General features: G+C 41.0%; 14 protein-coding genes. 6 read left to right on the plus strand and 8 right to left on the minus strand.

What is annotated here, in order from left to right; translation table 11 throughout:
• Positions 1-2: 2 nt before the first annotated feature.
• Positions 3-1,214 carry a bifunctional glutamate N-acetyltransferase/amino-acid acetyltransferase ArgJ gene (argJ, locus tag C900_RS03375; protein ID WP_009578186.1) on the plus strand — a complete coding sequence of 404 codons (1,212 nt, stop codon included), beginning with the start codon at positions 3-5 and terminating at the stop codon, positions 1,212-1,214.
• 137 nt (positions 1,215-1,351) lie between these two features.
• Here the strand turns inward: argJ and C900_RS03380 are convergent, their stop codons facing one another.
• The 6 genes from C900_RS03380 to rpsF form a co-directional block, all read right to left on the minus strand.
• Complete coding sequence (locus tag C900_RS03380) at positions 1,352-1,765, minus strand: DUF2000 domain-containing protein (RefSeq protein WP_009578187.1); 414 nt, start codon at positions 1,763-1,765, stop codon at positions 1,352-1,354.
• Entirely contained in the window at positions 1,755-2,723 is a 969-nt protein-coding gene (locus C900_RS03385) for a bifunctional helix-turn-helix transcriptional regulator/GNAT family N-acetyltransferase (protein WP_040495465.1), read from the minus strand. The genes C900_RS03380 and C900_RS03385 overlap by 11 nt, the downstream gene beginning before the upstream one ends.
• Positions 2,724-3,857: 1,134 nt before the next feature.
• Positions 3,858-4,646 (minus strand): FkbM family methyltransferase, encoded by a 789-nt coding sequence (locus tag C900_RS03390; RefSeq protein WP_157493874.1) that lies wholly within the window; start codon positions 4,644-4,646, stop codon positions 3,858-3,860.
• Between the two features lie 353 nt (positions 4,647-4,999).
• The gene (gene rplI / locus C900_RS03395) at positions 5,000-5,443 is read right to left on the minus strand and encodes a 50S ribosomal protein L9 (protein WP_009578192.1); all 444 of its coding nucleotides are present in this window, start codon (positions 5,441-5,443) and stop codon (positions 5,000-5,002) included.
• A gap of 13 nt (positions 5,444-5,456) precedes the next feature.
• Positions 5,457-5,708: a 30S ribosomal protein S18 gene (rpsR, locus tag C900_RS03400; protein ID WP_040495468.1), complete on the minus strand. Its 252-nt coding sequence runs from the start codon at positions 5,706-5,708 to the stop codon at positions 5,457-5,459.
• Positions 5,705-6,073 carry a 30S ribosomal protein S6 gene (gene rpsF / locus C900_RS03405; RefSeq protein ID WP_009578194.1) on the minus strand — a complete coding sequence of 123 codons (369 nt, stop codon included), beginning with the start codon at positions 6,071-6,073 and terminating at the stop codon, positions 5,705-5,707. The genes rpsR and rpsF overlap by 4 nt, the downstream gene beginning before the upstream one ends.
• Before the next feature lie 319 nt (positions 6,074-6,392).
• Between rpsF and C900_RS03410 the strand changes: the two genes are divergently transcribed.
• Together C900_RS03410 and C900_RS03415 are read left to right on the plus strand one after the other, a co-directional pair.
• Positions 6,393-7,142: a DUF547 domain-containing protein gene (locus tag C900_RS03410; protein ID WP_009578195.1), complete on the plus strand. Its 750-nt coding sequence runs from the start codon at positions 6,393-6,395 to the stop codon at positions 7,140-7,142.
• Positions 7,143-7,508: 366 nt separating this feature from the next.
• Positions 7,509-8,363, plus strand: a complete 855-nt coding sequence (locus tag C900_RS03415; RefSeq protein WP_040495470.1) for a M57 family metalloprotease — start codon at positions 7,509-7,511, stop codon at positions 8,361-8,363.
• A 361-nt stretch (positions 8,364-8,724) separates the two neighbouring features.
• Here C900_RS03415 and C900_RS03420 read toward each other — a convergent pair whose 3' ends face one another.
• Positions 8,725-9,672: a coiled-coil domain-containing protein gene (locus tag C900_RS03420; protein WP_009578198.1), complete on the minus strand. Its 948-nt coding sequence runs from the start codon at positions 9,670-9,672 to the stop codon at positions 8,725-8,727.
• 107 nt (positions 9,673-9,779) lie between these two features.
• Between C900_RS03420 and C900_RS03425 the strand changes: the two genes are divergently transcribed.
• Positions 9,780-10,361: a methyltransferase domain-containing protein gene (locus C900_RS03425; RefSeq protein WP_009578199.1), complete on the plus strand. Its 582-nt coding sequence runs from the start codon at positions 9,780-9,782 to the stop codon at positions 10,359-10,361.
• Between the two features lie 382 nt (positions 10,362-10,743).
• Entirely contained in the window at positions 10,744-11,202 is a 459-nt protein-coding gene (locus tag C900_RS03430; RefSeq protein WP_009578200.1) for a ferritin-like domain-containing protein, read from the plus strand.
• A 19-nt stretch (positions 11,203-11,221) separates the two neighbouring features.
• Here the strand turns inward: C900_RS03430 and C900_RS03435 are convergent, their stop codons facing one another.
• Complete coding sequence (locus C900_RS03435) at positions 11,222-11,539, minus strand: DUF4235 domain-containing protein (RefSeq protein WP_009578201.1); 318 nt, start codon at positions 11,537-11,539, stop codon at positions 11,222-11,224.
• 544 nt (positions 11,540-12,083) lie between these two features.
• On the opposite strand from C900_RS03435, the gene C900_RS03440 reads away from it, so the two are divergent.
• Positions 12,084-12,374: a GNAT family N-acetyltransferase gene (locus C900_RS03440; RefSeq protein ID WP_009578202.1), complete on the plus strand. Its 291-nt coding sequence runs from the start codon at positions 12,084-12,086 to the stop codon at positions 12,372-12,374.
• Positions 12,375-12,391 lie beyond the last annotated feature (17 nt).

Consider the following 12,391-nt stretch of genomic DNA (forward strand, 5'->3'; position numbering starts at 1 on the left):
AGATGATTAAGAATTTAACCAATGTAAGAGGTATTACATGTTGGGGAGCGCATACGGGCGTGAAGTCTATGCGCAGAGATCTTGCACTGATCTATTCAGAAGTGCCGGCCAGCGCTGCTGCCACATTTACGAAAAATCAAGTAGTAGCTGAACCAATCAAGCTATCGAGGAAAAATATTGCCAATGGTAAGGCACAGGCTATAGTGATCAATGCAGGAAATGCCAATGCCTGCACCGGGGAGCAAGGCAGGCAGGGAGCTGAAGCGATGGTGAAGACCACTGCTGAAGAACTGGGGATTGACGAAGGCCTGGTGCTGGTAGCATCAACCGGATTGATCGGTGAGCCTTTCCCGACTGATGATGTTGTGGATGGTATTAAAGAAAATATCGGAAAGCTGTCGAATAAATCCAATGCAGGGTCTTTTGCTGCCAATGCCATACTTACTACCGACACTTTTGCCAAGGAAGGTTTTCTGGAGTTTGATGTGGATGGTATTGAAGTGAATATGGCCGGTATTGCTAAGGGCTCGGGCATGATCCACCCCAATATGGGTACCATGTTGGCCTTTATTGTCTGCGATGTGGCTATTTCTCCTAAGCTGTTAGATAAAACAGTAAAAGCTGCTGTAGATAAGTCTTTTAACATGATCACGGTAGATGGTGATACTTCTACTAATGATATGGTAGCGGTGCTATGCAACGGGATGGCTAAAAATCCGGAGCTGACTTCAACGAAAGATCCCGGATACAACACCTTTAAGGCAAAGCTGGAGGAGATTATGATCCATCTGGCACAAACCATTGTGTCCGATGGTGAAGGGTGCTCTAAGTTCGTGAGGTATGAGGTGGTAAATGCCCCTGATGAAGTAATGGGCCGGAAGCTGATCAGGGAAATATCAAGTTCTACACTGGTAAAAACTGCTATGTTCGGCAGGGACCCCAACTGGGGAAGAATCATGTGTGCTGCCGGAAACGCAGGAGTGCCTTTTGATTTTGAAAAAACAGACCTCTATTTGGGTAGCGATAAGGAGTTGGTAAAAATGCTTGAAAAAGGTAAGCCACAGGATTTTGACAGGAATAACATGAAGCGAATCCTTCGGCAGTCGCAGTTACATATAAAAATGGACCTGAACAGCGGTAAGCATAGAGCCGAAGGCTGGGGGTCTGATCTTACCACTGATTATGTGATGTTTAATTCTGTATATACTACCTGAAGAAGTAAATAAGGGTAAGTTGTCATTCCAAACTTGATTTGGAATCCCCTGAAGTGTGCAGAAACTGACCAGGGGATCCTGAATCAAGTTCAGGATGATGACAGAAGAAAGGGCTTTTGAGCCTCATTAGTTCTTTCTCACGGGTGAAATTTTAGTCCATCCAGGGCCTTGTTCACTGCCTTATTATCTCCATACATCACCAGGCCCACCAGTGGTTGTTCATCATCGGTACACTTTGCTATTTCTATGTGATTCTCCTCTTCATTTTTGGTGGCAAATAACGGTTCTGTATAAATACCTATGCGCAGGTTTCTTTCCCTCGCCCTTGCATAAGCCCTTTTTAGCTGCGATTCATCATCCGCTTGGTATACTAAAACGGGATGCTTGACAAAAGGAAGATATTGCGAGCCGGAGGCATTGACAAAAGGCTTCCCGTGTACCTCTGGGAATTCAATAGCTACAGCGCTGGCAAGGAATGATGCCACATTTAATTTTTGCCAGTCTAACAGATCATTCCTGACGATGAGTGCAATTTTATTGCTATACGTCATATGCGTTTCCTTTTAATATCAGTTCCATCTGAATATTACTGCGCTCATAAGGACTCGCCCTGCTAACCACCTTTTGAAAGCCCAGTTTATGATAAAGATTGATAGCCGGCTTCAAAATGGTGTTGCTCTCCAGGTAGAGCTTTTCTGCTCCAAGTAACCTCGCTTTGTTCACAACAGCTTGTCCCAGCAGCCATCCGATATTTTTTCCCTGTGCCCTGGGAGAAACAGCCATTTTTGCCAGCTCATATTCATAATCCGGATCATCCATTTTTAGCATGGCACAAACACCTACCGGCTCTTTATCATACAAGGCAACAAAAATATAACCCCCATTATTCAGGATCTCCTGAGGGTGATCCAGTGCTTTGAGGTCAGCCGCCTCCATTTTAAAGTATTGCGATATCCATTCTTCGTTCAGATCTTTGAACACTTGCCGGTATTCTTCACTATAGTCAATAATTTCAACTTTTTGGCTCTCCCGCTCCTTTTGTTTCTCCTGAACTCTGCGTAGTAAGGATTTTTGGTCAAGCAGAAATTCCCATTCTTCGATGGCTTGCCACAGGTCATGCCTGGTTTGCGCTATCAATTCCTCAATGGCATTATTTACATCAGTGTATTGATCCCGGATCTTTTTATTAATGGCAACTCCTTTTTCGGATAAGTATACCACGTTTCTGCGCCCATCGTTTTTATCTTTACTTTCCACTATCACCCCTTTTTTGGACATTTCCCGAATGATCTTGCTTACTGACGGATGAGAGTGGCCGATCTCTTTGGCCAGGGCGGTAATGGTCTTCTTTTCTCCCTGTGACAATATATAGAAAACAGGAAACCATTTTGGGTGCAGATCGGTGCCATATAGTCTGTATAGTTGCGTGGCATCTTCCGCGATTTTTTCTGTTAACATACGCAGGCGGCTGCCTATAGCCATTTTACCCGCTTGATCAAAGAAGTTCATAATACATTTACGTAACTGGTTACATAAATATATGGAAAAGATTGATCGTATGTCAAATTGTAGTAAAATATTTTTTTTAATTGCAATTCAATGCCCATTAAGTTAAGACCGTGATCCCATCCCGATTTCATGTATTTCATATCGGGAGAGGGATCTATGCAGAAGTAACTGCTTCAAAGTGTATAGATCTCCCTTGGGGCCCCCGAGGCAAGCTTGAGGTAAGCTCAGGTGAGATGACTGTGTTTCTTAGGAATGCTTTTCTCAACCTAACGTGAGTTCGATATAGTAGAACCGATTAAATCGTATTCGTATCTAAAAATAGACTTAATAAACCTCCTCTCGTACCAATGACAAGTTTTGCAATGCATTGATAACCAACGTCCTGCTAAGTTGTGAATTTTGTGTCAATTTTGGTTTTTGGCTTTTTCATAGTTTAAGTCTTACTTTTTTGTCTCTTAAGAAACAGTTTATGTAGCCGGAATTATTACTCTTATGGCACATAATTCTGTCAAACAACAGAAAAGGCAATTACTGAGGAGATTTCTCGAGGGCCATAGCCGTTAACTTATAGTATTCCCTTTGAGTTTATCACCTCACCCTGAACAGGCTGAAGTATAAGCACAGTAGAACCGCCCTCTCCTCTGAGGAGAGGGAATTGCAGACTGCAGTAAAAGCATAGGCTTTTGGTGGGTGAGGTGTGAAATCGGGATAACGGGAAAGCTATCGAATAAGGCAATGCCGAAGGGTTATTTGAGCTACAGCGTCTGTGTTTCCTATTATTGAAGCATTGTCTTTTACAATGTGAATACTTAACACAAAAAAGTAACAAAAAAAGTCATGTGAGTAAATGGCTAAATTTCAATGCCTGCGGCGACAAATCACAAACTCGCCCCGTTTGAAACAACGGGGCTTAAACAGTGTGATTTACAAAGTGTACGTGGGGCATTGAAATTCTTAACGCCATTTTCTCAAGGCCGTTCAGGCTGTCATTATCCACAAAATCAACTAAAAAGTTGTTGGCTACCTCCCCGAGGCAAGTTAGGCAAGTTCGGGACAGGCAGGATGACCGTCTATTTTTAAGCGTTTTATGTTGAACTCACGTTAACCTAATAGCATTGATTCATAATTCGTAAGTTAATTGTAGTTTAAATATTTGCTGCTATCAATCAATTGGCTGTATTTACCAGCGGGGAAGCAGAAGGTATTAAGAGCGCCTTTACCTTTGTTAAAGCGTCCATTGTAATAGGCATAAAAATTATATCCTAAATCACCCAGAAATGAAGTGACTGTCCTGCCGGGTGTTTCCAGTAATAAAACAGGCCTGGACTGAGCTATCGTATTTTGCGCACCTTTTAAGACCTCGAGCTCATACCCCTGTACATCTATTTTTATAAAATCAGGAGAGAGATTATATTCATCAAGTCTTTTGATACCACAGGTAATTTCCTTGATTGTAAGGTGTTTTTCTTCATAATTCCAGAGTCTTGACTTAAGCCATTCTGCGGCTTCTTTGTGATAAAAGGATGCCAGGCCATCAAACATCCAGTTGCGGTAGAATGGTATGAATAGATTGATTTTATGAGCGGTATTTCCTAAACCCGTATTATGAAGAGTGACCGTATTAGTGTTCTTATAAAGAGCATTGAGCTTTTTGAATATAATGGGATTAGGTTCGAAGCCAATGATTTTGCAGTTATGAGGGTATTTGATCAAAATCGATTGAATAGCTTCACCACGATTTGCACCAATATCTATAAACAGGGCGTCTTTTTTGAATTTAAGAAGACTAAGTGCATTAAAATCCTCTTCATGAGGCATCCGCAAGGTCTGCCGAATGAAGAACCGGGCGTCAAATCTGAACTCCTGCAAGAAGGGTACATGAGTCTGCAGGGAGCGGAATACATTTCTATCTAATATTTTCACAGGGTATTATAGGTTGGTTGAAAAAGATAACTGCTTGATATATAACCATCAAAGGCTAATATGGTTATTATAATTTTTCCATGACGATGGCATTGAGTCCTAAAAAGCGGAGTGTACTGTGAGGTACGAGAGAATTTTTGGGACAAGCGTTAAAGCAGACATTGACGTTTTCTTAAAGCCACTTAGAGTTTTCTTACAAACACTAAATAGAGAGGTCTACCATGTGCTTGGACGCCACGCTGCTACCCGTGCTTTGCGGTGTGATGATGGTGTATTCAGGAATTTCCGGATACCAAAATGCATAAAAAAGCCGTAGGGTATTCCTACGGCTTTCATAATTTTTTGATAATTGCTTATTCAGCTACTACCTTAACATCGATCTCGTGCTGTACTTCTTTGTGAAGATCAAGTGTAGCTTTGTAGTCACCAATGTTTTTGATATTTTGGTTAAAAGATATCTTCTTTTTGTCAATATCAAATCCTTTAGCTTTCAATGCCTCTGATACCTGATTGGTAGTAATAGCGCCAAATATCTTACCGCTTTCACCGGCTTTCGTACCCAGTTCGATAGTAAGGTCACCGATTCTCTTTGCAAGATCTTCTGCGTCCTTCTGGATCTTTTCGGCTTTGTGAGCAGCCTGCTTAATGTTTTCAGCAATCATTTTGCTATTAGAGTTATTCGCAATAATAGCATATCCCTGAGGGATCAGGTAGTTTCTTCCGTAACCTGGTTTTACGTCCACAGTGTCGTTTTTGTAACCAAGTCCCGCTATATCTTGTGTTAATATTACTTGCATGATAATAGTCTTATTATTTTAAAGAATCGGTTACATAAGGCAATAATGCCAGGTGTCTGGCTCTTTTTACAGCCTGAGAAACCTTCTTTTGGAATTTAAGGCTGGTGCCTGTAATTCTTCTTGGCAATATTTTACCTTGCTCGTTTACAAATTTCAACAAGAAATCAGGATCCTTGTAGTCGATATATTTAATGCCGTTTTTCTTGAATCGGCAATACTTATTTTTGTTCTCGTTCCTGTTTACAGGTTCGTTCATTAATGTCATGATGCAGCCTCCTCCTTAGGTTTCTTTTTATCTTTTCTAAATGCGCCTTTTCTTCTTTTCTCGTTGTACTCAAGGGCGTGTTTGTCGAGTGCTGTAGTGAGAAATCTCATTACTGCCTCATCTCTTCTAAACTCAGTTTCCAGTTTGTCTACCAATTGAGGTTCTGCCTTAAATTCGACAAGGTTGTAAAAACCAGTTGACTTGTGCTGGATAGGATAAGCCAGTTTTCTTAAGCCCCACTGCTCTTCGTTGATTACTTCGGCTTTGCCATCAGTAAGCACCTGAACGAATTTTTTGACAGTATCCTTCATCTGTTCTTCAGACAAAACGGGATTTAAAATGAATACCGTCTCGTAATTTTTCATACTTTAAATATTTGGTTGTTAAATTTTTGGTTTGCAAAGGTAAGAAAATAGTATGACATTCAAAATACCTTCTGATAATTGTTAGACATGAATTGAAGTGACTATATTCAATAAAAACAGGTGCATGATTATGGGTTTTATATATATACTTTTATTTGTTTTAGTTTCAGGTAAAATCCTGGTTAGTGTTTGTAAGAAAACGTTCCCGCCAAAGGCCTGGACGAAGTCCCAAAAAGCGGGAGTCATGTACAGTTGTCGGGAAGAACATTTTTGGATCAAGCGTAACGCAGACATTGACATTTTCTTAGAGACACCAGTTATGAAGATGAGCATAATAGTAGGCTTGTGTCTGATGCTGGTGGCGTGCAGTGAGGTGCCTCGGGAAGTATCACAAACGCCTCCTTCGCATCAGCAGTGGCATGAACTTTTGCTAAAGCATGTGAAACAAAATGGCAGGGTAGACTACCGTGGCTTTATAACTGATAAGGAAGGACTTAATGGTTATTTGGATAGCTTGAGCGCTCACGCACCGGCTGCCACATGGTCGAGGGAAGAACGCCTGGCCTACTGGATCAACGCATATAATGCTTTTACCATCAAACTAATTGTCGACAATTATCCGGTGGAGAGCATTCGGGATCTTGGGCCTGCGCTGACGATACCGGGCATACATACGGTTTGGCACATGCAATTTTTTGAATTAGGAGGGAAGCCAACGAGTCTTGATGAGATAGAGCATGGTATTCTCAGGAAGGAGTTTGATGAGCCCCGCATTCATTTTGCGATCAATTGTGCATCAGTATCCTGTCCGCCATTGCGGAGAGGAGCTTTTACATCTGATCATATAAATGAACAGTTGCATGAGCAGGCAGTGGCATTTATTAATGATCCTACAAGAAACAAGATTAGTAAAGATAGGGTTGAGGTGTCGAAGATCTTTAGTTGGTTTGAAGCCGATTTTACTAAAAATGGCTCTCTGCGGGATTTTCTTAATCAATATTCTGAAGTTAAAATAAGTGAAAAAATGGATATTAAGTACCTCGGCTATGATTGGCGTCTCAATGAATGATTTGGTGGGAGAGCTGATTGAAGAAAATTAAATTTTGATAAAACCGCTTTTTACGATTGGTTTCTTAAGGATGTTGCATGTTTGAACAAACAAAGGAGAAGAAGAAGCTTCGCGATCTTGTTTGGTTTTCTTGAATTGTTTAATATCCTTACTTATTTTGATGTTTTTTGTGTTAAATGGTACATCAATTTTATTAATGAAGAATTATGTTTTTGGAGCGGTAAATAAAATCAGTCTGTTATATTCATTTTTTTCACTGCTAAAAAGTTACATAAGCATTATTCCCTTGATAACTTTTTTTATCACTGGTTAACTAAATCCTATCTTAGGCCCGAAATAAATTTTCAACCTAAACCAATTTTATTTATGAGAAATGTTAAAAGTTCTCTGGTGACTGCTATGGCGGTTGCCTTTGGCGCTGTATTGTTTACTTCTTGCTCGCAGGAAGAAGAACTGGCCCCTTCTGATGCTCCGATGATCACTGATGAAGTGATGGCCCAATTTAAAGAGTTGGGATTTGATGTTAGCGATATTGCCCTTACCAATGACAAAGAGGTACTGGATCCTGCTTACGAAGCAAGAAACTACCTTCTTGAGGGTGATATTATTGTTACCCCTGAAAACCTGTCAAAGATGCTGGAAAGTGGTGTTGCTCATACCGGTGCGGTAGGCGAGCAGTATCGTACCTGGAATCTTGTTAGTGCGCCAAGGACAATTAGAGTAATCGGCTATACCGGTGGGTCTAATGCTCTTGACAACACTATGAGAACAGCTCTACAGGGGGCTATTAATAACTTTAATAACCTGAACACTAACCTCAACTTCACTTTGACTTTCGGTACTAACTATGGTTCTTACGACATCGTTGTTTACAGAGTTAGTGGCAGCGGAGGAGGTTCTGCTGGTTTCCCTAGCGGAGGTAATCCTTACAAGTATGTGCAGATCCAGTCTGGCACAAGCAATTACGGTACTAGTGTTACCAGACACGTGATCACACACGAAATTGGTCACTGCGTAGGCTTACGTCACACAGATTACTTCAATCGTTCTCTATCTTGTGGTTCTGGTGGTAATGAAGGTTCCGGTGGAGTGGGTGCTGTTCACGTTCCCGGTACTCCTACAGGTTTTGATTCTAATTCAATCATGCTTTCATGCTTCAGTTCTGGTTCAAGTGGTTACTTCGGTTATTACGACCGAGTTGCACTTGAGTACCTGTACTAATTCAGAACTTTAAGTATTCCAAAAAGGCTGTATCGAAAGGTACGGCCTTTTTTATGGTGTGCCTTCCTTATCATCTCCAGTGTCCCATTCCTATTTGTTGTGGACAGCCTTCCCTTCAGTCCTTGACACAGCAGAGCGGAGATCAGGAATTACGAAAAAGGAAGGCGCTGCGACAGGGTTGACAACAAAAAAGGAGGAGTAACTATCAGTTAATTAGTGTCTCTGAGAAACCGCCAATGTCTGCGTTATGATTGTCCCAAAAATGCTCACGTACCTCAGTACGCTCCGCTTTTTGGGACTTCACAAGCCTTGACCCTGACCCTTTTCTTAAAGTCACTTAGAGTTTTCTTACAAACATTACTTACTTCACTTCAAATTGTTTGCTGCCCATTTTATATCCATCAGTATAAACTTCAAGGGAGTAGAGTCCATCTTCCCATTCACTGCCTTTGTTGTATTCAAAGGTGAGTTGCTGTCTGGTATTGTCAAAGAGAATTTCCTGGCTAGAAGTATAGAATTCTTCTCTTCCATCATACATGAAGGTGCCTGAACCTTTGGCAACATCGAAGATCACCTGTCCCTGGTCGTCAACAATCCTTACTAATATATCCTTGCCTTCAATAGGCGCCACTCCGTTTTCGGCAATATTAAATATCACCCTGATCTTGTCTATCTGACGGCTTTTGAATGGTGCTTCGCGCTCTTTTCCCCGGCTGTTAACAGCTAATACCTGGATGTTTTCAGCTTTTAGTTGAGAAGCTATTGCTACTTTGCCGGCCAGTACTTCTTTAGACTGGTTTAATTGATTTAACGAATCAGAAAGCTGATTTTTTTCCGTTTTTAAAGTAGTATTTTCTGTGAGGAGTTCTGTATTGACATTTTTTAGTCTTTCTATCTCCTCATCTTTGGCCTTCAGCAGGAGTTCATAGCCACCAACTTTATCCTTCAGGTCTGCTACTGCTCTCCTGTTTCTTGTTTTTGTGTCATTCAGCTCTTTTTCAATATCTGCCTTGGCTTTTTCCAGTTCAGTAACATCCCCGCCCAGCCGTTCTATCTCGGCAATTTTTTCGTCCAGCTCCCGGCTAATGTTGGTAAGCTTTTGCATAGTAGTGGCCAGTTCCTGCTCGGTGTTAACCAATAAATTTTCGCGGGCTAAACTTTCCTGGTGGTCAAGATATATCTTAATCCCCTGCACGATAATGATGACAGCAAGAATTACAACAACAATTGTTGTTTTGGTATTTGTTTTCTTTGTCTCTCGCCTGGGAGGTTCAAACTTTGTTTCCTGGTTAGATGTATTCTCAGTCATAGTTGGTCATATTACGCTTGGGGCGTAAAATTATTGTTTATTTAATAGAATTCAATGAAAAGCGCTTCATTTGTAATTTACTAAGTGACCCTTAAACATTTGAATATATGCAACATGATGAAAAATACTGGACTGATCGCTATCAGAACCGGCAAACCCAATGGGATGCAGGGTCTATAACCACTCCCTTAAAAGAATACTTTGACCAACTTACCGATAAGTCACTTTCTATCCTGATCCCAGGTTGTGGCAATGCCTGGGAAGCCGAATATTTACATGATAAGGGTTTTGAAAATGTTTATTTGGCAGATATTTCGCCCATACCCCTTGCGGATTTCTCCGCGCGCTGCCCCACATTCCCTAAGGATCATTTATTGTGTCAGGACTTCTTCTTACTGAACGATAAGTTCGACCTGATCATTGAGCAAACATTCTTTTGTGCTTTGCACCCTTCGCAGCGCCATCTCTATGGCCAAAAATGTGCTGAACTGCTGAAAGATCGGGGAAAATTGGTCGGAGTGCTTTTCAATGACAGGTTAAATGACGACCATCCGCCTTATGGTGGCAGTAAAGAGGAATACCTGGAGTTTTTTATTCCATGGTTTGATATCCATATATTTACCACCTGTTATAACTCCATTAAGCCCAGGGCGGGAAGGGAGCTTTTTATACATTTGACACTTAAGTAGTGTCTCTAAGAAAACTCACAACCTATCGTCATTGCGAACGAAGTGCGGCAATCCCCTCATCTTTGGCATGCATTAAGAGCATTAAGAGAAGTATCGCTTCGATTTCTCCCCTTGGCAAGCGCGATGACCTTGTCGTTTTCTTAAAGCCACTAAGTAGTACCACTTAAAGATATGCGTTTTGAGATTGAGGAAAATCCAGATGAATTTAGGTGATGCTGAGGATGCCACGTAGGAGGCAATACACACTATGGCCATAATTCTCAACAATTTTACATATAAGTGTCACTTATATCTCACAGATTCGTAATGGAATAGTTTCTGCCATTATATTTTGTAGACCGGCTATAAAGGTTATAGTCTGCAAACTAAAATTACTAAAGCTATGAGCAGTGAGAAGAAAGCCATAAAGGATGTATTGGATATCTGTCATGATGGAATAAAGGGCTATGAGCAAGCCGCTAAAGATATACATAACGAAGAGTTCAGGACCATATTTAACAGGTTGGCGCAGCAGCGTAAATTATTTATCGAAGAATTAAAAAATGATATGCGAGATCGTGGTGCCGAACTTGAAGATACAGGAACTATTAAGGGCTACTTTCACAGGAACTGGCTTGATCTGAAAGCTAAATTTTCTGAGAAGGAAGATACAGTCATTATTGATGAAGCCAGAACCGGTGAGAAGGAAGCGCTGGAAGTATATGAGAAGGCTATTAATTCTGATGTTCCCAGGTATATAAAAGACCGGTTAGAACAGCAGAAGCGGTTGATAGCAGGGGCTATAGAACAACTCAATGAATTTGAAAGAGAAGTGACTGCGCACCACGGATCATCAATCTAACATCATTGGATTGGCTGCTTTATACATGTACTTCTGAAGCAGCCGATTTCATTGATGAGGCAGTGTATCGTTCCACTGTGCCGGGTTTATTTACCATATCTTCGATATAATTTTTAATGAGTAAGCGTGTAAGTGCAGCAGTTGCCCCTGATAAAAGGGTGTAGGTAATAATATGCCCCATGGTATACCTGTTGTTGCTTATTTTTTGCGGAGGCTCTTCTTTCCTGATCTTTTTATATCCGAAATCTACCACCTTTTTCATGGCATAGCCTGATAACATTACGGCTCCATAAACAAGTGCTTTCGATAAGATTTTTTTTGTATTGTGCTTTTCCATCTCTGTTTTGGTTAATGCTTGCAAAAAAACTCTAAGTGGCTTTAAGAACACGTTCCTGCTGAAGAGCGGGATGAAGTCCCAAAAAAAGCGAAGTCCCCTGTGGAAAGAGCATTTTTAGGACGAGCGTAACGCGGACACTGTCGTTTTCTTAAAGACACTAATTAGGGTCTCTAGGAAAACTCACAACTTTATCGTCATTGCGAACGAAGTGTGGCAATCCCCTCATCCTTGGCGTGCATTAAGAGGGGATCGCTTCGATTCCTCCCCGTGGCAAGCCCGGGACAGGCGCGATGACGGCAAGAGTTTTCTTACAGACACTAATTAACACTCTACACACTAATGTTAATAACCATTGTTATACAAACGTTATTCCATCTTTTGATTTAAAATAATGAGGGGAGAATGGGGTGTCAGAACTGGGGAATTCACACCTCATATTGACCCTTTTAACTGAAAGTGAGGTCTTAGGAAGCCCCTTGGATCATCATTATCGGCTTGGCATACTTTTTACAATGGTAGAACAATGAACTAAAACCAAAAGACTATGAATTGTTCGGTGAGATTAGACATGGTTGGCAAAAGATTTACTACCACTGTTGAAGGTAAAGAGTGCTATTTACAATTCAGACAGATATCCCCCCAGGTGTTTGACTTTAACTATATACAAGTTCATGAAAACCTTAGGGAAAGAGGTATAGCCAGCACGCTTGTACATAATGCATTGCTATTTGCACAAAAGGAACACATTCAGATAATACCTGGCTGCGATTTTGTTCAACGTTATATGGAAAAACATCCTGAATTCAGATGTGTTGCATGGATGGAGGCTGTCTAACAGCAGTACGTCAACAC

The sequence above is a fragment of the Fulvivirga imtechensis AK7 genome (assembly GCF_000331535.1).
Taxonomy (GTDB): Bacteria; Bacteroidota; Bacteroidia; order Cytophagales; family Cyclobacteriaceae; genus Fulvivirga; species Fulvivirga imtechensis.

Bases quoted from the DNA above. Each gene is read 5' to 3' on its own strand.
- rpsR (WP_040495468.1), bottom strand. From the start codon at position 5,708: ATGACATTAATGAACGAACCTGTAAACAGGAACGAGAACAAAAATAAG.
- C900_RS03415 (WP_040495470.1), top strand. From the start codon at position 7,509: ATGAGAAATGTTAAAAGTTCTCTGGTGACTGCTATGGCGGTTGCCTTT.
- C900_RS03420 (WP_009578198.1), bottom strand. From the start codon at position 9,672: ATGACTGAGAATACATCTAACCAGGAAACAAAGTTTGAACCTCCCAGG.
- C900_RS03435 (WP_009578201.1), bottom strand. From the start codon at position 11,539: ATGGAAAAGCACAATACAAAAAAAATCTTATCGAAAGCACTTGTTTAT.
- C900_RS03440 (WP_009578202.1), top strand. From the start codon at position 12,084: ATGAATTGTTCGGTGAGATTAGACATGGTTGGCAAAAGATTTACTACC.
- rpsF (WP_009578194.1), bottom strand. From the start codon at position 6,073: ATGAAAAATTACGAGACGGTATTCATTTTAAATCCCGTTTTGTCTGAA.
- C900_RS03410 (WP_009578195.1), top strand. From the start codon at position 6,393: ATGAAGATGAGCATAATAGTAGGCTTGTGTCTGATGCTGGTGGCGTGC.
- C900_RS03430 (WP_009578200.1), top strand. From the start codon at position 10,744: ATGAGCAGTGAGAAGAAAGCCATAAAGGATGTATTGGATATCTGTCAT.
- C900_RS03385 (WP_040495465.1), bottom strand. From the start codon at position 2,723: ATGAACTTCTTTGATCAAGCGGGTAAAATGGCTATAGGCAGCCGCCTG.
- argJ (WP_009578186.1), top strand. From the start codon at position 3: ATGATTAAGAATTTAACCAATGTAAGAGGTATTACATGTTGGGGAGCG.
- rplI (WP_009578192.1), bottom strand. From the start codon at position 5,443: ATGCAAGTAATATTAACACAAGATATAGCGGGACTTGGTTACAAAAAC.
- C900_RS03425 (WP_009578199.1), top strand. From the start codon at position 9,780: ATGCAACATGATGAAAAATACTGGACTGATCGCTATCAGAACCGGCAA.
- C900_RS03380 (WP_009578187.1), bottom strand. From the start codon at position 1,765: ATGACGTATAGCAATAAAATTGCACTCATCGTCAGGAATGATCTGTTA.